The sequence below is a fragment of the Candidatus Eremiobacteraceae bacterium genome (genome assembly GCA_035295225.1).
Lineage (GTDB): Bacteria > Vulcanimicrobiota > Vulcanimicrobiia > Eremiobacterales > Eremiobacteraceae > JABCYQ01.
The window spans coordinates 71,626-92,651 of record DATGJI010000058.1 but is presented as its reverse complement, the minus strand read 5'-3'; the positions used below and the strand labels follow the sequence as shown (position 1 = coordinate 92,651).

Here is a 21,026-nt window from a genome sequence, read left to right as displayed (position 1 = left end):
GGGCCGACTAACGTCGGCCCCTTCCGCTTTCAAGTCGGGGCCGTCGGGATTTCGCTACATCAATGGAAGGTGTACGTATAGTCCGTGCTGGTGTCGCCGGTGTCAACTTTGAAGAACGATTTCTTCGAGAAGTTGCAGTCGCTGTCGGCATGTTTGAGCGTGAAGGCAGTGCTCGGATCGACACAGTTATCGTAGTCGCCGGTCCACGTGTGCTGGTCGCCGTCGGCGAAGAGATAATAATAGCGATTGTCGAGGTCTTTCGCGATTGGCGTGGCGCAGTCGCCGTCGGCGAGATTCCACCAGCCCTCACTGACCCAGCCGTCTTCATCGCTTCCATAGTATGCGATCGCCACGGCGATCTTTTCACCGGACTGATTGCAGACGCGGAAGCTCGCGAGCGCAGGCGCCGGGTGCAGCGCCGTGAGAGCGAAGAACGCGATCGCGCCGGCGGCGGCTACGGCGATGTGCTTGAACATGTTTGGTCCTCCCCAGTCGTGTGTTCGTATCATACGACTAGGCGCAGCACCGCAAATTTCACGGACGCGCCAAGAGTGACCGTGCGCACGCGATTTTTAAAGGAAACGCGGTTAGGCGATGCGCTCGAGGGCTAGCGGCAGCTCACGCATCGATGCGATGATCGCCTCCGCCGGCCGAGCTCCGGCAGGAGCGGGCTCGCCATGAGGGTTGACCCAGATCGCCCGCATGCCGGCTGCGTGCGCGCCTTCGACATCGCGATTGAAACGATCGCCCACCATCACGCTTTCCTGCGCCGTGACGCCCAGCAGACGCATCGCATGATGGAAGACCGCCGGATCAGGCTTCACGAATCCCAAGTCGCCCGCCATGACGACGTGATCGAAGAAGCGCCCCAACTCGAGCGGCGCGACGCGCGCTTTGTGCGTTTCGGTGAATCCGTTGGTTATGATCGCAAGCCGGTAGCGGTTGTGCAGACGCGCCAACACGGGTACGGCATCGGGAAAATATTCAACCCTCTCCGCGCGGATGATGTCATATCGGCGAGCGAGCGCAGCGGCCAGCTCTGCATCCTCGACCCCGAAGTGTTGAAGCGCGCGGCTCCACATAGCTCGTCTGATGCCGCCTTCGGGCGGGCGGCCGGCGCCCGGCCCTAGGCCCTCCCAAAACGCGATCGCAGCATCGAGATACGCTTTCGCAAGTTCCGCGGGCGCGATGCCGCGGTCCGCCGCAAGTTCTTGCGCGACGAGCTCGGCGCAATGCTCGGTCGAGATCGTGTCATCCACGAGTGTGTCGTCTAAATCGAAAAAAATTGCCCGCAACATGCCGTCCCACCAATGCGTCGGCAAGCCGCAAAGGCCCTTGACCAAAGGGACTGCAAAAGCACAATGACTTCGACGCCCGCGTCGAGTATAGCGCCGTCATGACGACATCAGTGCGAGCGAATCAGATAGCGATGAGACCTATGAGTGCGGCCCTCCTACTGGCCGCGACGATCGCCGCGTCGGGCTGCGGCCATCGCGGCGGCGGCGCGGGCGGTTACGGCGGCGGGGCCGCGTTTTCGATTCCGGTGGCTGCCGCCCCGATCAAACGCGGCGATATCGCTCAGACATTTCGTGTGGTCGGGACTGTGGCGCCGCTGCAGATCGCTTCGCTGTCATCGGTCGTGTCCGGCAACGTGTTGCTGGTCAATGGCCAGATCGGTCAGCACGTATCGCAAGGTCAGCTCCTCGTGAAAATCGACGATAGCGTCCTGCAAGCGGAGTTGCGTCAAAACCAGGCGCAGTTGGAGGCCGCCCAGGCGCACTACGCATCGGTGCTGGCGAACGCGAGCGGCACCGTGTCGAGTGCCAATGCCGGTCTCGCATCGGCTCAAAGCGCCGCCGCGACCGCCGACTCGACATACCAGCGAGATCGCGCGCTATTCAAGCAAGGTTTTGTCTCACAGCAGGCCCTGGATGAAGCCCAATCCGCCGCCGCGGCTGCCGACGCCGCGCTTCGCTCCGCACAAGTGACGGCCGCAAACGCCAGCCTGTCGCCGCAAGGCCCGAGCTCCGCCGTGGCGGATCTGCGCAATGCCAAGGCCGCGGTAGACACGGCATCCGCCGCCGTGGAAGGCGTCCTCAGCCAAATCGATCTGACAAACGTGCGCGCGCCGTTCTCCGGCGTCATCGTCTATCGCGCCGTCGATCCGGGCGCGCTCGCCGCGCCGGGCTCGCCGCTCATGGAAGTGAACCAGTTGGATTCGGTCTATATCAACGCAAACGTCTCCGGCAATAGTCTGGCATATGTGCGCGCCGGAACGCCTGTGACAGTCAGCGTGAGCTCGATACCGGGCCGCACGTGGCATGGCACGGTGTCCTACTTCAATATGGCGGCCGATCCGGGAACGGTATCGTACACGGCGCGTATCCGTATCGCAAATCCGGATCTCGCCCTGCGACCGGGTATGGTCGCGCAAGCATCGTTCGTGCAATCGCGCAAGACGGGCGTGCTTCTCGCGCCGACGGCTTCCGTTTTCCAGACCGACACCGGCTACGGCATGTTCATCATCGACAAGGGGGTAGCGAAGCAGCTTCCGGTCGACATCGGCATTCAGAATGATGACTTCACCGAGGTGACCGGTCAAGGACTCGCGCCGAACGTGATGGCGATTCTAAACCACTCCGTCACGCTCCAGCCCGGGACTCCGGTCCAGCCGATCGGATCGACAGGCGGTCCGCCGGCGGGCAGCGCGCCGGGAGGCAAGGCGAAGAGCAGCAAGCCGCAAGGCAGCGGTCAACCGACGGGCGGGCAGCACTAGCCGATGCAATTCTTCATCACCCGGCCGATCTTCGCATCGGTGTGTTCGGCAGTCATCTTGCTTGCTGGCGCGCTTTCGATCCCGTCGCTGCCCGTCGCGCAGTATCCGAACATCGCTCCGCCGCAGATCTCAGTGCAGTCGGAGTACATCGGCGCGAACGCCGAGACGGTGGAGACTTCGGTCACCAATCCGCTCGAGGCAAGCATCAACGGCGCCGAGGGCATGCGCTACATGTCGTCGAGCAGCACCGCCGACGGCGCGAGCTCGATCACAGCCACGTTCGACCTCGGCCGCGATCCGGACAAAGCGGCGCAAGACGTGCAGACGCGCGTCAACGAAGCGCAAGGTCTCTTGCCGGCGCAGGTCAAGCAGACCGGCATCATCGTGAACAAGAACTCGTCGTCTTTTGTCATGGCGCTTGCGATCACGTCCGACGACCCGAAACTCGACAGCCTGTTCTTGAGCAATTACGCGGACCGCTACGTCACGGAAGCGCTGCAGCGCGTGAAAGGCGTCGGCAGCGTCCTCGTGTTCGGCGAGCGCAAGTACGCGATGCGGCTCTGGCTCGATCCCGCCAAGCTGCAGTCATACGGCCTGACGGCCGACGACGTCACGACGGCGCTATCGGAGCAAAACGTCCAAGTCGCGGCTGGACAAGTGGGCGCGGCGCCGTCGCCGCCCGGACAGCCGTACACGCTCAACGTGCGGGTCGCCGGCCGTCTCACCACACCGCAAGAATTCGCCAACATCGTCATCAAGAGCGGCGCCGGCTACTTGGTTCGCGTCTCGGACGTGGGCCGCGTGGATCTCGGCGCGCAGGATTATTCCACGAATCTGAAGTTCGACGGCAAGACGGCGATCGGCATCGGAATCCTGCAGCTCGCGAACGCGAACTCGCTAACGGTCTCGCAGGGCGTCAACGACGCGATGGCGCGGCTTGCGAAAGATTTCCCGCCGGGCGTCCACTATAACGTAGCTTTCGATGCGACGACCTTCGTCAACGAATCCATCCATGAAGTGCTGCAGACGTTGGCGCTCGCGATCTCACTCGTCGTGCTCGTGATCTTCCTCTTCTTACAGGATTGGCGCGCCACGCTCATCCCGGCATGCACGATTCCCGTTTCGCTGCTCGGCACGTTCGCGTTGCTCAAGGCCTTCAATTTCTCGATAAACACGCTCACGCTCTTCGGCCTGACGCTCGCGACCGCATTGGTCGTGGACGACGCGATCGTCGTCGTCGAGAACATCGTCCGTTACATCCACGAGCACAAGAAATCGGCGAAGGAGGCTGCGCCGCTCGCCATGGCCGAGATCGCGAGCGCAGTCATCGCGACGTCGCTCGTGCTGCTCGCCGTGTTCGTGCCGGTGGCGTTCTTCCCCGGAACGACGGGCGAGCTTTACAAGCAGTTCGCGCTGACGATCGCGTCGACGATCACCATCTCAGCCTTCACAGCATTGACGCTCGCCCCCGCGCTCGCAGCCGTGCTGCTCGAAGGTGAAGCGCCGAGCCACAACGCCTTCATGCGCGCGGTCGGCGGATTCATACAGCGTGTCCGCGATTTCTATAAGCGTCTGCTGCCGGGCATCGTCCGCCAGCGCGCGTGGGTGCTGTGCGTCTTCGTCGTGCTTCTGGTCGCCACGGTCTTCATGTTCAAGATCGTTCCCACCGGATTCATACCCGACGAGGATCAAGGCTACTTCATCGTCGTCGCGCAAGGTCCGCCGGGGTCGCCGCTCGAGTACACGGACAAGATCATGGCGCAAGCCTACGGCGTCTTGAAAACTGAACCGGACGTCACGGACGTGTTCAGCGTCTCGGGCTTCTCGTTCTTCGGGTCCGGCTCGAACAACGGCATCATGTTCGGCAAGTTCAAGCCGTGGTCCGACCGGCGCGCTTCGAATCAATCGGCGCAGGCGATCATCGGGCGGCTCAGCGGCAAACTGTTCGGGATCACCGGGGCGTCGGTGTACGCGTTCAATCCGCCCGCGATTCAAGGCGCCGGCAGCATCGGCGGCTTCGACTTAGAGGTGGAAGATCAGGGCAACCTCGGCATCCCGGCGCTCGCGCAGACGGCGGGCAAGATCGAGTACATTGCCAACACCGACCTGTCGCCTGCCAAAACCCCGATACTGAGCTCCGTCTTCACGACCTTCCGCGCCGACAGCCCGCAGCTCGAGCTGAACATCGATCGCGACGCCGTGCAGGCGCTGCACGTGAAGCTCAGCGACGTGTTCGACACGCTGCAAGTGTTGCTCGGCTCCGACTATGTCAACGATTTCAATTATCAGAACAAATCGTATCGCGTGTACGTGCAGGCGGATGCGCCGTATCGGTCGAGAATCGAGAACCTCAACAACTACTACGTGAAAAACGATGCAAACGCCATGGTGCCGCTGAGCTCGTTCATGACGGTGCAGCGCACGCTCGGGCCTCCGGCCATCTATCATTACAATCTCTTCCGCTCGATCGAATTCAACGGAAGTCCGGGCCCCGGCGTCTCGTCCGGTCAGGCCATCGAAGAGATGCAGAAGCTGCTGGGCCAGATACTTCCCAAAGGCATGACGTACGATTGGACCGGCACGTCGCTCGACCAGATCGAAGCGGGCAGCGTCACCATCGTCATCTTCGGTCTGGCCGTGGTGTTCGTATTCCTCGTGCTCGCGGCGCAGTACGAGAGCCTCGTGGATCCGCTGATCATCATCATGGCCGTGCCGCTTGCGATCCTGGGTGCGCTTGGCGCGGTCTACTTGCGAGGCACGCAGAACGACATCTTCTGCCAGGTCGGTCTTGTGATGCTCGTCGGCCTTGCAAGCAAGAACGCGATTCTCATCGTGCAGTTCGGGAATCTCTTGAGAAATCAGGGCGTACCGGTCGCCCAGGCCGCGTTGCAAGCGGCGCAAACCCGGTTGCGCCCGATCTTGATGACGTCATTCGCCTTCATCTTCGGCATCATGCCGCTCGTGTTCGCGAGCGGCGCGGGTCAGAACAGCAGGCATTCACTCGGCACGGCTGTCGTCGGCGGCATGCTCGTCTCAACGCTGCTGAACCTCGTGATCATACCGTTGCTCTACATGATCATCGCGGGAGCCGAAGACCGATTCCGCGAGCGTCGCGCTCGTCGGGCAGAGCAAACCTCGGACTAAGTGCCCGCACAGACGACGGCGGCCGGCGCGCCTTCTCACGTGGAGATCGCGCCGCGTTCGCTCGCGCTCGTCTCCGCGACTGTCATGCTCGGCGTGATCATGGCGATCATCGACTCGACGATCGTCAATGTCGCGCTCGACAAAATCGCCGGCAATCTCGGCGCGTCCATCGACGAAGTGGCATGGGTCGCGACCGGCTATATCCTGTCCGCGCTCATCGTCATGCCGCTCAACGGCTGGTTGACGGCGGCGCTCGGACGCAAGCGCTTCTATGCGATCTGCGTCGCGATCTTCACGCTCGCGTCGCTGCTATGCGGCACGGCGACGAACATCTGGCAGCTCGTCTTCTATAGGATCGTTCAGGGCTTCGGCGGCGGGGCGCTTCAGCCGACCGCGCAGGCCATTATGTTCGAATCATTCCCCCGCGATCAGCGCGGCAAGGCGATGGCGATCTTCGGCATGGCGGCGATGGCCGGGCCCGCGATCGGACCGCTGCTCGGCGGATACCTCGTCGCCAACTATGATTGGCCGCTGATCTTCTTCATCAACATCCCGCTCGGCATCATCGCGTTCTTGATGACGCTCGCATACATCGAAGATCCGCCGTACCGGGTGAAGCCCGCAGGTTCGTTCGATTACATCGGTCTCGGCTCAATGGTGCTCGGACTCGGCTCGCTTCAATACGTGCTCGAGCGCGGTCAGCACGACGACTGGTTCAACTCGCCGACGATCGTGATCTTGAGCATCACCGCGGTCGGAGGGCTCATCACGTTCATCGCGCGCGAGATCATGACCCGGTATCCGCTCGTGGACTTGCGCATATTCAAGAATCGATCGTTCGCCGCGGGCAACGTGATCAGCATCGTCTCCGGCTTCGGACTTTTCGGACTGAGCCTCGTCCTGCCGTTGTTCATGCAGACGCTTTTGGGTTGGGATGCGTGGCAGACGGGCGTCGCACTGCTGCCGGGAGCGGTCGCGACGGCTTTGAGCATGGTGGTCGTAGGCAGGCTCTCGTCGCGCATCGACGCGCGCGTGCTCATGGCTGCCGGCTTGATCGTGTTCGGCATCGGTTCGTGGGTGATGGGCTATCTCTACCAAAATGCGGGCTACTGGGATCTCTTCTGGCCGCGCGCCGCGCAAGGATTCGGGATCGGTCTGCTTTTCGTTCCGCTCACGGTCGTCACCATGTCGTCCGTGCCGCTCGATCAGACGGCGAGCGCGTCCGGCCTGCTCACTCTCGTCCGTCAGCTCGGCGGGAGTCTGGGCATCGCGGCGCTGACGACGTACTTGCAGTCGGATACGGCGTCGGTGTATGCAGGACTATCATCGGGCGTCAACACCGGAAGAGCGGTCGTCGGGCAGACGCTCGCACAACTGCAGGCATTTTTCGAACAACACGGTTACGGCGCTGTGCAAGCGCATGCTTTAGCTCTTGCGCAAATCGCGCAGATGACGCAACTCGATGCGAACGCGATCGCCTATGAAAACCTATTTAGGATCTCGGGCGTGCTGTTCTTCGTGTCGTTGCTCGCGCTGCTGCTCTTGGCAAATCCTAAGGTTCGCAGCGGTCCTTCAGCGCAACAGGTGATAGCGCCGGATTGAAGACAATACGACATGGGAACGCTACTTTTTACCCCCTTCTCATCAAGCGGACGCTTGTCTGGAGTATGATGCTTGAAAATGAGGGCGACTGTCGAGGAGTGCAATGATCAGTAAGACTTCCTCTCGCACGTCATCGGTTATGTCGGCTGCATCCATCGCCGCTGCGTGCGCATTGTTCGCGGGCTGCGGCGGATCCGGCGGGGGTGGTATTCCCATCGGACCAACGCCGCCGCCGAGCAATGGTTCGATGTATATCACGGATGCGAGCAATGAATCTGGAGTTCAGGAAATCGACCAAGTACTCGTTTTTCCGCAGTCGGCCAAGGGCGGACAGTTGCCGTCGCAGCAGATCATTGGAACGTCGACCGGTCTTTCCGTTCCACAGGGCGTCGCCGTGGATAATGCGGGGAATATCTGGGTGACGAACAGCAATACGAGTAGCATCACGGAGTACCCGCCGGGTGCGAACGGAAACCAGGCGCCGATCAACACGGTTATCGGAAATGCGACGGGGCTATCCACGCCGGTCGGTATCTGGATCGATTCATCCCAGCACATATGGGTGGCGAATTTTAGTTCGAACAGCGTCGTCGAATACGGCCCGAATCCCACCGGCAATCAGGCCCCGATTGCCACGATCGCCGGGGCGACCACGCTTTTGAACCAGCCGCAGTACCTCGCCGTCGACGCCAATGGTTACGTCTATGTGACGAACATTAACAGCAACACGATCACGATCTACGCGCCGGGCGCAACCGGCAACGTCGCGCCTTATGTCTTTTTTGGCGGCAACTGCAACCAACCCGACGGCATCTCGCTCGACGCTGCCGGTCATATCTATGTCTCATGCGACTTCGATGCCACGGTTCGAGAATACACCGCACTGAATGGCACAAACCGCCCTACGCAAACGCGCGGACTCGGCATCGGGTCGCCGAATCCCAATCTTTACAACCCATCTGGCATCGCGGTGAACTCCCTCGGCACACTGTTTGTGGCGAATTCAGGCTTCGTAGGCAATCAATTCGGCTATATCACGATTTACGGACCCGGCTACACCAACGCTTCGTTTCCAGGCGCAACATTGGGCGGGGGCAACAGCTTTCTCATCCGCCCAGCGGGTATCGCGTTGCATTAATCAAGGGCAACGCCAAGGCGCCTCGAAGGCCGATCAAGGCCGCGAGCTCAAGCTCGCGCCGTGGTTGGCTTTCTTATTTGCAACCTGACGAATAGGGGCGGCATCATGCAGCACTCCGATCCGAGTATTCGACATAAGCGACTAGCTTTGGCGCTCTCGATTCTTTCATTGTGTTCTCTCGCTTCTCCGCAAGCGAGCATGGGCGCATTACAGCAGGGGACACAGGCATCGCCGTTGTTCGAAGGATCGCCTGGCGTTTTCTACGGTACGATCCCGACGCGCGGAGCGTTCGGCTATGGATCTATATTTCGGGTCACCGCTGCTGGATCGTTTGCCTTGGAATACAACTTCGGAGGCGCCGGCAACGTTGGTAACGGCACTAACCCGCAAGACATCATGCTTGGTCCGGACGGTAACTTATACGGCATCACCTCATCAGGCGGCAACCTGACGCTGAGCTGCGGCACAGTGTTCGGGTTCGACGGCACCACGCTATCGACGCTTCACCAATTTGGTTCAGGCGAGGGATGCCATCCGAGCGGCGGACTTTACTACGGATTCGGTCAGGGCGGATTGCGAACACTCTATGGTACAACGGGATTGATAGGCGGAAGCCAGACGATCTATAGCTTAGATTTTTTCGGCACGCTGACCACGCTGCACACGTTCGGGTCAAGCGGCGACGGCTCGCATCCGAACTCACCGCTTGTAGTGATAGATCCTACATCGGGAACACTCATTGGTACGACACAGAGTGGTGGTGGATTCGGCTATGGAACGTTGTATGAATTGCAATTTCATCAGGGATCTCAACCTACTGAGTCGGTTGTTTACAACTTCTCGGGGTCGAGCATGCTCGCCAATCAATCGCCCGTGGGCTGGCTCGCGCCCGCCAATGACGTGGTATACGGTAATGTAAGCGGACTAGGCGGCTATCAAGACGGTAATCTCTTCGCGTTTCAGTACTCAAACTTGTTCACCGCGCTCCTAATATTTGCGCCCCCGCCCCACCAATCCGGCGCTTGCTCCGGGCCGATGTTTGGCAATGATGGATATGTATACGGTGCGACGTGCTTCGGCGGTACGTTCGGCTTGGGCTATGTCTACAAGTACAATCCGTCAACCCAGATCGCGACAACAATCCACTCGTTTTCATCCTCCGAAGGTTACACCGTGCTAGCACCTTTGACATTGGGAAGCGATGGGAATCTCTACGGCACGACGTTTACCGGCGGTCAATTCGGTTACGGTACGATCTTCAAATTAACGGAGAACGGCGCGCTTACGGTGTTGCATTCTTTTTCAAAGGCCGACTAACGAGGGAGGGTCCGTCTCCCGTCCACTGATTGCCGTCTAGACTACCCACCGACCGGTTGGCCCGATGCTAAGGGACCGTGCAGTCGGTGGGTCTTTCTTATCATTATTTCGCCGCGGGGACTTGGCCGGGATGCTACGCGGACGCCTGCGATGTAAACTAAGCCCGGTTGGTCGTGCGCGTGAGAAACAGGGCGCCGGTCAAGTCTATCGCTACTCAATTGTCGGAGGGGAATTTCATGCAATCGAAATCTTGGCGGACGCTATTAGCGGTCGCCGCCGTGACGGCGTCTGCCGGCATTCTCGCGGGCGGATTGGCCTTGGGGCCGGCGCTCGCAAACGGCGATGCAGTCAAGTTAGGGCCGTTCAGCATCGTGACGTGCACGAGTATGTCGCCCTGTCAGCAGTACAACAACAACGGCGCCGGCCCAGGTCTGGAAGGCAAGACCGGCAAGGGTTTCGGCCTCGAAGGTGTCGCGAACAAGGGCTTCGGCGTCTACGGCCAGTCAACGAGCGGGCCGGGTGTCGACGGCAATAGCCAGTCGGGTAATGGCGGTCAATTCGGCAGCGATGCCGGCGGATACGGTGTCTATGCGATCAGCTTCGGCAGCGATGCGATCTATGCTGACGCCGACGGCGGCAGCGCTTTCGACGGCGTCGTGGGGACGTCGTCCGGTCAAGGCTATGGCGTTCTCGGGATCTCATATACCGGGAATACTGCGATGTACGCGCTCGCCGGCACCGGTGATGCATTAGATGCCGCAGCGGATGCGGCAGGTTTGCAAGCGATCCAAGGTCGCAATCCGGCTTCCGGAGGACGCGGTTCCGACATCGAGGGCCAATACATCGGTATGATCGGCCGCTCGGATGCTTCGAGCTGCTCGACCAGCAAGACGTATCCTCTCGTCCTCACGGATCAAAATGCGAACGATGTGTTCTTCGTCGATTGCGCCGGCAACGTCTTCTACCATGGCTCGCTCAACACGTTCACTCCGACCCGCGGCGGCCAAACGGTGAACGCGTATGGCTCCAAGACGACATCGCCGACGATTGAGGATAACGGCACGGGTCAGCTCGTGAACGGTCAAGCTATCGTTCGTCTCGACTCGACGTTCGCTCAGACGATCGATCTCCGTTCGGCGTATCATGTCATGCTGACGCCGGATGGCGACACTCGCGGGCTCTACGTCGCAAGCAAAGCTCCGGGCTACTTCGTCGTGCGCGAAGTGCAGGGCGGCCGCAACTCGCTGAGCTTCGACTACCACATCTACGCGCCGGCGCTCGGCACAGCCGGAGCGCGCATGGCGCTGGCGTCGGGCAGAACCGGACCAGATGCGCATCTCGTGCATATGAAGATCCCGGTCCGCAAGCGGGTTCCCCCGCAACTACCGAGACTCTAGGCGCGAGGGCAAGCATTGCTTGCCCTACGACGGAACCCGAAACGAGGGGTCGACCTTGCGTCGGCCCCTCTCTTTTTACGGGAACGTCACGCGTTGCGGTGATTGACCGTCCTGCAAACCCTGTGCGAATGCCGCGTCCAGCGCAGCTTGCTCGTTGAATCCCAACACGGAGAGCCCGAGCGGCTCTTTCGGCCGCACGCTCCAAAGATCGATGACGATCTTATGCTTCGCGCCGCGCGTCGTCGCATCGAGATCGTTCACGGTGCACGCAAGCTTGAGGTCGTCTTCGAGGATCTTCTGCTGCATGACGTCGTAGCTCGCAAACGCGATCTGCGCGAGGTTGTTCGCCGACTGCTGGCGCGGCTTGTCATCGGACGGATCCATGAAGACGACCGTGACGTCCGTGGCCCCGGCGTCCACCGCAAGCCCGATCGGCGTGTTGTTCGCGACGCCGCCATCCACGTAGTCGAATGCGATCGAGCCCGCCGGCGCAAAGTTGACTGGGGTGAACGCGCCCGGAATCGCGGCGGATGCGCGGACCGCACTGTTGTACGTCTCGGCGGCGAGAGGGAACCGTGTGGCCCCAGCCTTGTCGGCGAACGTCGCTTCGATCGCCGCGCGGCTTGTATGAAAGCGAAAGAATCCTTCGGTCGTGCCGCGCGTCAGGTTGGTTCCGGTGACGACAAGCGTCGTCGGCGATGCTTGGAGTTTTTGCCAATCCAGACAATCCTGTAGGATCTGGATGACGGGGTCGGAGCTGACCGCACCCCGCAACCCCATGAGATTTGCTGGCGCACCAAGTGCGCGATAGTCGTGCCACAAGTGCAAGAGGTCGCCGATTTTCTTGAACGCGTTGTCCGCACCAACGGCGCCGGCGATAGCGACCATGTTCTTCAGGATGTCGACTTGCGGGATATAGCGGATGATATCGCGCGCTGCGATACCATGCCATAGGCGGCCGAGCGCATCGATGTCGCCCTGTGCGACGAGCGATGCGTTGATCGCTCCGATCGAGGTGCCGCACACGATGTCGAATTGCTTCGCCTTGCAGAGCGACGTGACGACGCCGGCTTCGTACGCGCCGCGCGCCCCGCCGCCGCTCAATACCAACGCTCTCATCGCTGATTCGCCTTTCGATGCTCGTGTTCTAGAAGAATTATTGACGGGTCGGCGCACCACCATGATATACTTCGAGTGAGTTCATGGCAATGCGCGAAATCATTTTGCCGGAGACCAAACCGGCGCTCGAATGGATCAATGGCCGAGCCGTTCAAAAGGTGAGCCCGCAGCGCAAGCACGCGCTCGCGCAGACGGGCTTTGCCATAGCGCTCGGCACGTGGGCTCGCACCACTGGCGCCGGCATGGTGGGCACGGAGTGGCGATTCCAGGTCGCGCCGCCAGGTGAGGAGCGGCGGCCGCTCGTACCGGACGTCGCGTTCTTGTCGTATGCGCGCTTGCCATACCTGGTGCAATTGGAGACCGAAGTTCCTCGCGTTGCGCCCGACTTGGCGGTGGAGATCCTCTCCCCCGACGATCGTTCGAAGGACGTTGAAGAGAAAGTACGCGTCTATCTCGCCGCCGGCGCGCAAGCGGTCGTGCTTGTGGACACAGCCGAGCAGACCGTGACGATTCGCAAGAGCACGGGAACACAGCGGCTCGCTCGCTCCGATGTGTTCCAGCACGAGAGTCTGCCGGGCTTCAGCATGTCCGTGATAGACCTGTTCACGCCGCCGCAACCGAAGTAGTTCCGCCGTTTGAGATTTAGGCCGTCAGAACAGGGCTGCTTCGCGCACCTTCTGGCCGAAGATCGTGGGCGCTTTCTTCGAGAGCGTGGAGTCGCCGCCGTCCGGAAGCTGCTTGCGCAATTCCCATAGCTCGTCGCGCAGTGCGGCAGCCTTCTCGAATTCCAGCTTCGCGGCAGCCTCGCGCATCTCGCGGTCGAGTTTGGTGATGGTCGCCATGAGCACGTCGCGCGGCACGTCTTTGAGCACCCGCCGCGACTTCGTCTCCGACGACTCATACGCCGCGGTCAAGATGTCGCGCACCGACTTACGGATGGACTGCGGATCGATCCCGTGCTCGGTGTTATAGGCGACTTGTCTGGCTCGCCGCCGTTCGGTCTCGGACATCGCGCGCTCCATCGATGCCGTCACATTATCCGCGTACATCAACACCATGCCGCTGACGTTGCGCGCCGCGCGCCCGATCGTCTGGATGAGCGACGTCTCAGAACGCAAGTAGCCTTCTTTATCGGCGTCGAGGATAGCGACCAGCGAGACTTCCGGCAGGTCCAGGCCTTCGCGCAAGAGATTGATGCCGACGAGGCAGTCGAATTCACCCAACCGCAAGTCGCGCAGGATCGCGATGCGTTCGAGCGTTTCGATCTCCGAGTGCAGATAGCGTGCGCGGACGTTCGCCTCGAGCAGATAGTCCGTGAGATCCTCGGCCATCTTCTTCGTCAGTGTTGTGACGAGCGTTCGCTCACCGGCCTCCGCGCGGGTGCGCACTTCTTCCATCAAATCGTCCACTTGGCCGGCCGTCGGCCGTCGCACGATCTGCGGATCGACCAAGCCGGTGGGTCTGATGATCTGTTCGACGATCTGCGAGGCGTTCGTCCGCTCGTATTTTCCGGGCGTCGCCGAGACATACACGACCTGGTTGAGGTGTTTGTCGAACTCGTCAAACGTGAGCGGCCGGTTGTCGAGCGCCGACGGAAGCCGGAAACCAAACTCCACGAGCGCCTCTTTGCGCGAACGATCGCCCTGATACATGCCGTGCACTTGCGGCAGCGTGACGTGCGATTCGTCCACGAACAGCAGCCAGTCGTCGGGAAAGAAATCCAGCAAGCAGAACGGAGTCTGACCTGGTGCGCGACCCGTCAGATGGCGCGAATAATTTTCGATGCCGTTGCAGTAGCCCAGTTCGCGCAGGCTGTCCAGATCGTTGCGCGTGCGCATCTCGAGGCGCTGCGCTTCGAGCAATCGGCCTTCGCGTTTGAAGAACGCCAGGCGGTCGTCCAGCTCTTCTTGGATCGAAAGGCACGCACGCCGCAATTTCTCTTCAGGCGTGATGAAATGCTTGGCGGGAAAAATCGTCAGGCTGTCGACCTCTTCGATGAGCTCGCCGGTGACTTGGTTGATCCGTGTGATGCTCTCGACCTGATCGCCGAAGAAATCCAGGCGCGTCACGATCTCGTCGTCAACCGCGACGAATTCGAGCACGTCGCCCCGCACGCGGAAGGTGCCGCGCACCATCGCGATGTCATTGCGCGTATACTGCATGTCCACGAGCTTGCGCAAGAGCTTGTCTCGATCGAACTCTTGGCCGCGGCGCACGCTAAGCGACATCTCCATATAGTCCGACGGCGATCCCAAACCGAAGATGCAGGAGACGGACGCGACGATGAGCGTGTCGGGGCGCGTCAGCAGCGACTGCGTTGCGGAGTGCCGCAGCCGCTCGATCTCATCGTTTATGGACGAGTCCTTCTCGATGTATGTGTCGGACGACGGGATGTACGCCTCGGGCTGATAGTAGTCGAAGTAGGAGACGAAATATTCGACTGCATTTTTCGGGAAGAATTCCTTGAATTCGCCGCATAACTGCGCCGCCAGCGTCTTGTTGTGGCAGAGCACGAGCGTTGGTTTTTGGACCGCTTCGACCGTCCATGCCATCGTCGCGGTCTTGCCGCTGCCGGTCACGCCCAGCAGCGTCTGCGCGCGGTCGCCGCGGCGAATCCCGTCGGCGAGACTGGCTATCGCCTGCGGTTGGTCTCCGGAGGGAGAAAATGGGGAAACGACTTCGAATTTCGGCACAGCGCGGCGCTCCATCGCCAGGGGTTTGCTGGAAGGCTTCGTAGAAGTCCATGCGGCGCCTGCGGCTTACGACTCTGGCCTGGTTCCGGTCGCTCGGCCGTGCGCGGTGGAGATGGGCAAGCGATGCTTGCCCTACTACGGGAGAACCGCTGTTATGGCTACGGCAAAACCGGTCCTCTTCTCGGGCACGTCCAATCCTGCGCTCGCTGAAGATATCGCCAAGAGTTTAGGAACGCGCCTCGGTAAAGCGCTCGTGACGACGTTCGCCAACGACGAACGCCGCATCGAGATCCACGAGAACGTGCGCGGCGCCGATGTCTTCGTGATCCAATCCATCTGCAAGTCGGCCGACGGCCTGTGCGGCGTGAACGATTCGATGATGGAGATGCTGCTGATGATCGATGCGCTTCGCCGCGCGTCGTCGGCGCGCATCACGGCCGTGATACCGTACTACGGCTACGCGAAGCAAGATAAGAAGACCAAAGGCCGCGAGCCGATCTCCGCAAAATTGGTCGCAAATCTGCTCGTGACGGCCGGCGCGGACCGTATCGTGACCGTCGATCTGCATGCCGCGCAAATCCAGGGTTTCTTCGATCAGCCGGTGGACAACCTCACTGCAAGTTATATCCTCGCGAATCATCTCATCAATTCGAAGAAGCTGCAGGGTCCGGGCATCGTGGTGGTCTCGCCCGATGCCGGCGGCGTCGCGCGCGCCGAAGCGTTTGCAAAGCGTCTCCAGGCAACGGTCGCCATCGTCTTCAAGCGGCGGCCGCGGCCGGACGTCAACGAAGTGAGCGAAGTGGTCGGCGACCTTCAGGGGAAGACGGCGGTCATTATCGACGACATGATCTCCACCGGCGGCACGCTCGTCAAGGCGGCCGAAGCGCTCTTGGAGCGTGGTGCCGTATCGGTCGTCACGTGCGCGACGCACGGCATTTTCGCGGGTGATGCCGCAAAGAAATTTATCGACTCGCCGATTGCGGAAGTGATCGTCACGAACACGATTCCGGTGCCTCACGACATCCGCGGCGAGAAGATCAAAGTGCTCTCGGTCGCGCCCATGCTCGCCGAGACGATCAAGCGGATCAGCACCAACCGTTCGATTTCCGAACTCTACGAAGAGCAAGAGGGCGAGCTGGCGGCGACGCAGCGAACCGGCTCGCTGTTCGACAAACTTTCTGTCGGCGAGCCGGCGTCGCTCGCACATCGCCCATAGACACAAGTTCGTCGTGGGGCGAGCATCGCTCGCCCACTGACACAAAGGAACATAATGGAACAGATAACCCTTGCCGCTAAGCCTCGCACGGCCATCGGCACAAAATCAGTCAAACGCCTGCGCGAAGAGGGCAAGGTGCCGGGCATCGTCTACGGGCACGCGTTCGGCGAAGCCGTCGCGATCGTCATCGAGGCCAAAGACCTGCGCGCTGCGCTCAGCCACGGCGCGCACTCCGTCATCAACCTTGAGATCGACGGCCGCAGCGCGACACCGGTCTTGCTGCACGAGCGCCAGCTCGATCCGATAACCAAACATCTGCTGCACGTCGATCTGCACGCCGTCGATCTCAACGAAGAGGTCGAGACGATGGTGCGCGTCGTCGCGATCGGCACTGCGGCCGGAGTGAAAGAAGGCGGCATCCTCGACATCGTGGCGCGCGAAGTCACGGTGGCCGCGCTACCCGGAAGCATCCCCGACCACATCGAGGTCGACGTTCGCGATCTCAACATCACCGATGCGATCCATATCCGCGAGCTGCCCGTCATCGAGGGCGTCCGCTACGTGGACGAGCCCGATGATGTGGTCATCGCCGTTCTGCCGCCGTCGAAGGTTGAGGAAGTCGCGCCTGTTGCCGCGGTCGGCGAACCGGTCGTGGCCGAGCCGGAGCTCATCGGCAAGAAGCCGGCGGAGGAGCCGGAAGCCTGATCGGGGCGTAGTCGCCTATGCGCTTGATCGTGGGCCTCGGCAATCCCGGGGCCCAATACGTTCGCACTCGCCACAACATCGGTTTTCGTATCGTGCGCTCCATCGCGGCCGCCGAGCAGCTCGAGACGTGGCGCTCGCGCTTTGACGCCCGCATCGTGCAGGCACCCGCGCTCGACGCGCTGCTCGTCTTGCCGCAGACCTACATGAACGCCTCCGGCGACGCGGTGGCGCCGATCGCCGCCTTCTATAAAATAGAGATCTCCGATATCCTCGTCGTATGCGATGACATCAATCTGCCGTTCGCGCGCCTGCGCGTGCGGCGGGGCGGAAGCGATGGCGGCAACAACGGTTTGAAGTCCATCACGTACGCGCTCGGAACGCAAGAATATCCGCGATTGCGATTCGGCGTCGGGCGCGCGACCATGGACGCGATCGGCACGGTTCTGGGCGCATTCACGGGTGAGGAAGAGAAGGCACTTCCGGAGGCGATCGACCGCGCGACGGCCGGCATCCGCACATTCTGTCAGGATGGTCTTAGTGCCGCAATCGATCGAGTGAACGCTTTCGGCGGCGACCCGCCGCCCGTCGAAGCGCCGCCCGTCGACGCGCCTATTGACCCCGTGGACCCGTAATATTTATTGAGGAGTCGACGAGCGGCGGCTGCCCGGGTCCTGGAGCGGCACGCCGCGCTTGCAAAGCTCGCATTCATCCGGTCGAAAATCTGCGAGCGGAAGATCGAGCAACGCGGTCACCTCTATGGGCAGATGAACGCGGCCGCGTTTGACCACCGCGCCGATCGCCACGACGTCGCCGCCGTGTGCGCGCACGACGCGGATGATCTCTTCCGTGGATTTACCGGTGGTCATCACATCTTCGACGACGGCGACGCGCTCGCCGGCCGCGATCGAAAAGCCGCGCCTCAGCGTCGGCTCGCCGTTCTCTTTTTCGATGAAGATATCGCGCACACCAAGCGCCTTTGCAACGATGTAGCCTGGAATCACGCCGCCGATCGCCGCCGCGACCACGACTTGCGGTTTCGAGTCCTTCAGCCGTTCCGCTAGCGCCCCGCACACTGCTTCTGCCGTTGGGGGATCCTCAAAGATCCGGAATTTTTGGATGAAGCGATCGCTGTGCAATCCGGAAGACAACACGAAATGCCCTGTGAGCATGGCGCCGCGGCGTTCGAGAAGCGCGAGCACTTCATCCGATGTCATGGCCGTTGGTTGGCGCGAAATCGCCGCGGAACCTACGGTGTCAGTGAGGCCGGAAGAGCGGGCAAAGCCGGGGCAATGTTTGTGTCGGATTCGAAACGTGCGCGATGTCGATGCGGGGCGAGCGATGCTCGCCCTACTACGACAGGCGCAGTTGGTCGACGATCGCGCGAGCCGCCGCGCCTGGATCGTCGGACTTCGTCACAGGCCTGCCTACGACGATGAAATCGGCGCCCGCAAGCGCGGCGTCGGCCGGGGTCGCGACGCGGCGTTGGTCGCCGGCCGGCGCACCCGGCGGCCGAACTCCTGGGCAGACGATCGCGAAGCCAGGTCCGCACTCACGCCGTATGCGCGCAGCATCCTCAACCGCGCAAACCACGCCGTCGATGCCGCAGTTCCGAGCAAGCAGCGCGAGGCGCAGCGCCTGATCCTTCGGGTCCGACGCGATGCCCACGCTGCGCAGATCTTCAGCCGTCAGACTCGTGAGCACTGTGACGGCGATGATGCGCAATCCGGCGGTCTTCGCCGCGACTGCCGCGCTGAGCATCGTCGCACCGCCGCCCGCATGCACCGTCAAGAGCGTGGCCCCGCTGCGTGCGCTTGCCCGCACCGCCGCGGTGACGGTGTTCGGGATATCGTGCAGTTTCAAGTCGAGAAATATCTGCTTGCCGGCTTCGCGCAGCAGCGTCAGAATGAGGTCGCCGTAACCGTAGTACGCTTCGTAGCCTACTTTATACCACTCGACCGCCGGCGCGGTCCGCTCCACGACGACACGAGCGTGTCCATAGTCCGGCTCGTCGAGCGCGACGATCAACTGCGTCACCTAGCGCAACCTTTCGGCGGCAAACCCCGGATTCGCTAAACCAACCAGTTCCCGGACCGACGCGACCCCGCGTTGCTCGGCTGCGACACACAGCGCGTCTGCGACGTGAGCGGCGACGTCCGGATTTCGAAAGTTCGCGGTGCCGATCGCAACCGCGCTTGCGCCCGCCAAGACGAATTCGAGCGCGTCGCGGCCGGTCTCGATGCCGCCCATGCCGATGATCGGGACACGCACCGCTTGCGCCGCCTCCCAGACCGCCAGCACCGCCACCGGCCGGATCGCCGGACCGGTCAATCCCCCGCTCACGTTAGCGAGCCACGGGCGCGCTTGCGCGACGTCGATCGCCATGCCGCGCACCGCGTTTATCAGCGAGATCGCATCCGCGCCCGCGCGTTCGGCAGCGCGTGCGATGGGTTGTATGTCGGAGACGTTCGGTGTCAGCTTCGCGATGACCGGAAGACGCACGCGCGCTTTGACGGCCCGGACAACTTCAGCCGTGCTGTCCGGATTTGCCGCGAAGCACTCGCCTTCGCGATCCACATTCGGGCATGAGACGTCGAGTTCGATGGCGACGACGTTCGCCAACCCGTCCATGCGCGCGGCCACTTCGGCGAATTCCGCGACCGAAAAGCCGGCGACGCTTGCGATCACCGCCGTGGGAACTTCGTGAAGATGCGGCGCTTCGTGCTTGAGAAAGTGCTCGATGCCCGGCCCCTGCAGGCCGATCGCATTCAGCATTCCCGCCGGCGTGGGCAGCACGCGCGGCATCCCGTTGCCCAGCCGCGGCTGCAGAGCGACGCTCTTCAGTGTGATCGCGCCATACGCGCTCACATCGGTGACGCGCGCGAACTCGGCCCCGCGATTGTAGCAGCCGCTCGCCGCGATGACAAAGTTCTTGAGCTCTGCATTTCCGATGCGCGTTGTGGGATCGATCCGTTCGCCCGGCAGCTGGGTCATGTGCTCCACACGAGATCCGCGGCAGCATATACGGTGCCGTCGGCGCAGACCCGTGAATAGTCGTACTGGCGCGACTCGCCCGGCGCTTTCGGATATCCGCTCCCCTGCTTCGCACCGCGGCGGACGGGAACGACGCAGCCCCAGCACGTGCCCATCGAGCAGCCGAATGTCTCTTCCATAGATATCTCGCACGGAACTCGCGACGATACGGCGTGCGCGCAAAGCGCTCGAAGCATCTGCGGCGGCCCGCAGCCGTAGATGATGTCCGCAGGCGGGCCATCTGCCAGCACGTCAAGCACGGTGCCGCGAATACCGTCGCTTCCATCATCCGTGCACAGTTCGACGCGCAAGCCGAGCGCTCGTAATTCCGAGGCACCGACGAGCAGCGACGCCGTTCGCGCGCCGAGCACGACTCTGGTGCGCACGTGATCTTCGAGTAAGCGTTTGCCGAGGAGCCAGAACGGAACGACTCCGAGGCCGCCCGCCACGATAGTCGCGCGCGAGCCTGCCGCCGGAGCGGAGAACTCATTCCCGAGCGGACCGATGAGATCCACGGACGTGCCGACGCCGCTCTGCGCGAGCTGCGTCGTCCGCTCGCCCCACTCTCGGAAGAGAACCGTGATCTCGTCGCCCTCGACTGTCCAGATGCCGAGGGGGAGCCGCACGGCGAATCTGCCTGGTTGATCGATCGCGACGTACTGTGCCGCTCGGGCCTCACGGGCGATGCGCGGCGCCCGAAAGCCCACACACCAAAAGCCGGGGGCTACACACTCCCGGCGCGTGATCTTCGCTATTTCGTGGGCGAGCGGGCGATGAGCCATCTCGGCTTCGCGCTTTCGCGTCCCGTTCGAGGGCCACCTAGGGCGTGCGCGGCGTCAACATATGACATTCCCACATCGTAGCCGGGACATCGCTGTAATAGTTGCCA

Annotated in this window: 18 protein-coding genes; 10 read left to right on the top strand and 8 right to left on the bottom strand. The window is 61.9% G+C overall.

Annotated features, from left to right (window positions below; translation table 11 throughout):
• Positions 1 to 59: 59 nt before the first annotated feature.
• Positions 60 to 476: a DUF1036 domain-containing protein gene (locus VKT51_11765; protein HLJ84842.1), complete on the bottom strand. Its 417-nt coding sequence runs from the start codon at positions 474 to 476 to the stop codon at positions 60 to 62.
• A 111-nt stretch (positions 477 to 587) separates the two neighbouring features.
• The gene (locus VKT51_11760; protein ID HLJ84841.1) at positions 588 to 1,298 is read right to left on the bottom strand and encodes an HAD family hydrolase; all 711 of its coding nucleotides are present in this window, start codon (positions 1,296 to 1,298) and stop codon (positions 588 to 590) included.
• 140 nt (positions 1,299 to 1,438) lie between these two features.
• Here VKT51_11760 and VKT51_11755 point away from each other — a divergent pair, with 140 nt between their 5' ends.
• The 6 genes from VKT51_11755 to VKT51_11730 all read left to right on the top strand — a co-directional run bounded on the left by VKT51_11755 (position 1,439) and on the right by VKT51_11730 (position 11,374).
• On the top strand, positions 1,439 to 2,776 hold the full coding sequence (locus VKT51_11755) for an efflux RND transporter periplasmic adaptor subunit (protein HLJ84840.1): 1,338 nt from the start codon (positions 1,439 to 1,441) through the stop codon (positions 2,774 to 2,776).
• 3 nt (positions 2,777 to 2,779) lie between these two features.
• Positions 2,780 to 5,920, top strand: a complete 3,141-nt coding sequence (locus VKT51_11750; GenBank protein HLJ84839.1) for a multidrug efflux RND transporter permease subunit — start codon at positions 2,780 to 2,782, stop codon at positions 5,918 to 5,920.
• A complete protein-coding gene (locus VKT51_11745) occupies positions 5,921 to 7,522 on the top strand; it encodes a DHA2 family efflux MFS transporter permease subunit (protein ID HLJ84838.1) in 1,602 nt (533 codons plus the stop codon).
• 103 nt (positions 7,523 to 7,625) lie between these two features.
• Positions 7,626 to 8,660 (top strand): NHL repeat-containing protein, encoded by a 1,035-nt coding sequence (locus VKT51_11740; protein ID HLJ84837.1) that lies wholly within the window; start codon positions 7,626 to 7,628, stop codon positions 8,658 to 8,660.
• Positions 8,661 to 8,765: 105 nt separating this feature from the next.
• Complete coding sequence (locus tag VKT51_11735) at positions 8,766 to 9,977, top strand: choice-of-anchor tandem repeat GloVer-containing protein (protein ID HLJ84836.1); 1,212 nt, start codon at positions 8,766 to 8,768, stop codon at positions 9,975 to 9,977.
• A 236-nt stretch (positions 9,978 to 10,213) separates the two neighbouring features.
• On the top strand, positions 10,214 to 11,374 hold the full coding sequence (locus tag VKT51_11730) for a hypothetical protein (protein ID HLJ84835.1): 1,161 nt from the start codon (positions 10,214 to 10,216) through the stop codon (positions 11,372 to 11,374).
• A gap of 75 nt (positions 11,375 to 11,449) precedes the next feature.
• Here the strand turns inward: VKT51_11730 and VKT51_11725 are convergent, their stop codons facing one another.
• Entirely contained in the window at positions 11,450 to 12,493 is a 1,044-nt protein-coding gene (locus tag VKT51_11725; GenBank protein HLJ84834.1) for a patatin-like phospholipase family protein, read from the bottom strand.
• Positions 12,494 to 12,582: 89 nt separating this feature from the next.
• On the opposite strand from VKT51_11725, the gene VKT51_11720 reads away from it, so the two are divergent.
• Positions 12,583 to 13,119, top strand: a complete 537-nt coding sequence (locus VKT51_11720) for a Uma2 family endonuclease (GenBank protein HLJ84833.1) — start codon at positions 12,583 to 12,585, stop codon at positions 13,117 to 13,119.
• Between the two features lie 24 nt (positions 13,120 to 13,143).
• Here VKT51_11720 and uvrB read toward each other — a convergent pair whose 3' ends face one another.
• Complete coding sequence (uvrB, locus tag VKT51_11715) at positions 13,144 to 15,186, bottom strand: excinuclease ABC subunit UvrB (protein HLJ84832.1); 2,043 nt, start codon at positions 15,184 to 15,186, stop codon at positions 13,144 to 13,146.
• Positions 15,187 to 15,340: 154 nt separating this feature from the next.
• Here uvrB and VKT51_11710 point away from each other — a divergent pair, with 154 nt between their 5' ends.
• The 3 genes from VKT51_11710 to pth are packed head-to-tail and all read left to right on the top strand — an operon-like array spanning position 15,341 to position 17,739.
• Entirely contained in the window at positions 15,341 to 16,402 is a 1,062-nt protein-coding gene (locus VKT51_11710) for a ribose-phosphate pyrophosphokinase (protein ID HLJ84831.1), read from the top strand.
• Positions 16,403 to 16,456: 54 nt separating this feature from the next.
• Positions 16,457 to 17,107, top strand: coding sequence for a 50S ribosomal protein L25 (locus VKT51_11705; GenBank protein HLJ84830.1), 651 nt, complete (start codon positions 16,457 to 16,459; stop codon positions 17,105 to 17,107).
• Positions 17,108 to 17,124: 17 nt separating this feature from the next.
• Positions 17,125 to 17,739, top strand: coding sequence for an aminoacyl-tRNA hydrolase (gene pth / locus VKT51_11700; protein HLJ84829.1), 615 nt, complete (start codon positions 17,125 to 17,127; stop codon positions 17,737 to 17,739).
• A gap of 3 nt (positions 17,740 to 17,742) precedes the next feature.
• Here pth and pyrE read toward each other — a convergent pair whose 3' ends face one another.
• From pyrE to VKT51_11680, 4 genes are all read right to left on the bottom strand, one after another.
• Positions 17,743 to 18,321, bottom strand: a complete 579-nt coding sequence (gene pyrE, locus VKT51_11695) for an orotate phosphoribosyltransferase (protein ID HLJ84828.1) — start codon at positions 18,319 to 18,321, stop codon at positions 17,743 to 17,745.
• 136 nt (positions 18,322 to 18,457) lie between these two features.
• Positions 18,458 to 19,141, bottom strand: coding sequence for an orotidine-5'-phosphate decarboxylase (gene pyrF / locus VKT51_11690; protein ID HLJ84827.1), 684 nt, complete (start codon positions 19,139 to 19,141; stop codon positions 18,458 to 18,460).
• Positions 19,142 to 20,098, bottom strand: coding sequence for a dihydroorotate dehydrogenase (locus VKT51_11685; GenBank protein ID HLJ84826.1), 957 nt, complete (start codon positions 20,096 to 20,098; stop codon positions 19,142 to 19,144).
• Positions 20,095 to 20,919, bottom strand: a complete 825-nt coding sequence (locus tag VKT51_11680; protein ID HLJ84825.1) for a hypothetical protein — start codon at positions 20,917 to 20,919, stop codon at positions 20,095 to 20,097. The genes VKT51_11685 and VKT51_11680 overlap by 4 nt, the downstream gene beginning before the upstream one ends.
• Positions 20,920 to 21,026 lie beyond the last annotated feature (107 nt).

Bases quoted from the DNA above. Each gene is read 5' to 3' on its own strand.
- VKT51_11720 (HLJ84833.1), top strand. From the start codon at position 12,583: ATGCGCGAAATCATTTTGCCGGAGACCAAACCGGCGCTCGAATGGATC.
- VKT51_11705 (HLJ84830.1), top strand. From the start codon at position 16,457: ATGGAACAGATAACCCTTGCCGCTAAGCCTCGCACGGCCATCGGCACA.
- pth (HLJ84829.1), top strand. From the start codon at position 17,125: ATGCGCTTGATCGTGGGCCTCGGCAATCCCGGGGCCCAATACGTTCGC.
- pyrE (HLJ84828.1), bottom strand. From the start codon at position 18,321: ATGACATCGGATGAAGTGCTCGCGCTTCTCGAACGCCGCGGCGCCATG.
- VKT51_11725 (HLJ84834.1), bottom strand. From the start codon at position 12,493: ATGAGAGCGTTGGTATTGAGCGGCGGCGGGGCGCGCGGCGCGTACGAA.
- VKT51_11685 (HLJ84826.1), bottom strand. From the start codon at position 20,098: ATGACCCAGCTGCCGGGCGAACGGATCGATCCCACAACGCGCATCGGA.
- VKT51_11760 (HLJ84841.1), bottom strand. From the start codon at position 1,298: ATGTTGCGGGCAATTTTTTTCGATTTAGACGACACACTCGTGGATGAC.
- VKT51_11710 (HLJ84831.1), top strand. From the start codon at position 15,341: ATGGCTACGGCAAAACCGGTCCTCTTCTCGGGCACGTCCAATCCTGCG.
- VKT51_11740 (HLJ84837.1), top strand. From the start codon at position 7,626: ATGATCAGTAAGACTTCCTCTCGCACGTCATCGGTTATGTCGGCTGCA.
- VKT51_11755 (HLJ84840.1), top strand. From the start codon at position 1,439: ATGAGTGCGGCCCTCCTACTGGCCGCGACGATCGCCGCGTCGGGCTGC.
- VKT51_11765 (HLJ84842.1), bottom strand. From the start codon at position 476: ATGTTCAAGCACATCGCCGTAGCCGCCGCCGGCGCGATCGCGTTCTTC.
- VKT51_11735 (HLJ84836.1), top strand. From the start codon at position 8,766: ATGCAGCACTCCGATCCGAGTATTCGACATAAGCGACTAGCTTTGGCG.
- VKT51_11750 (HLJ84839.1), top strand. From the start codon at position 2,780: ATGCAATTCTTCATCACCCGGCCGATCTTCGCATCGGTGTGTTCGGCA.
- VKT51_11680 (HLJ84825.1), bottom strand. From the start codon at position 20,919: ATGGCTCATCGCCCGCTCGCCCACGAAATAGCGAAGATCACGCGCCGG.
- VKT51_11730 (HLJ84835.1), top strand. From the start codon at position 10,214: ATGCAATCGAAATCTTGGCGGACGCTATTAGCGGTCGCCGCCGTGACG.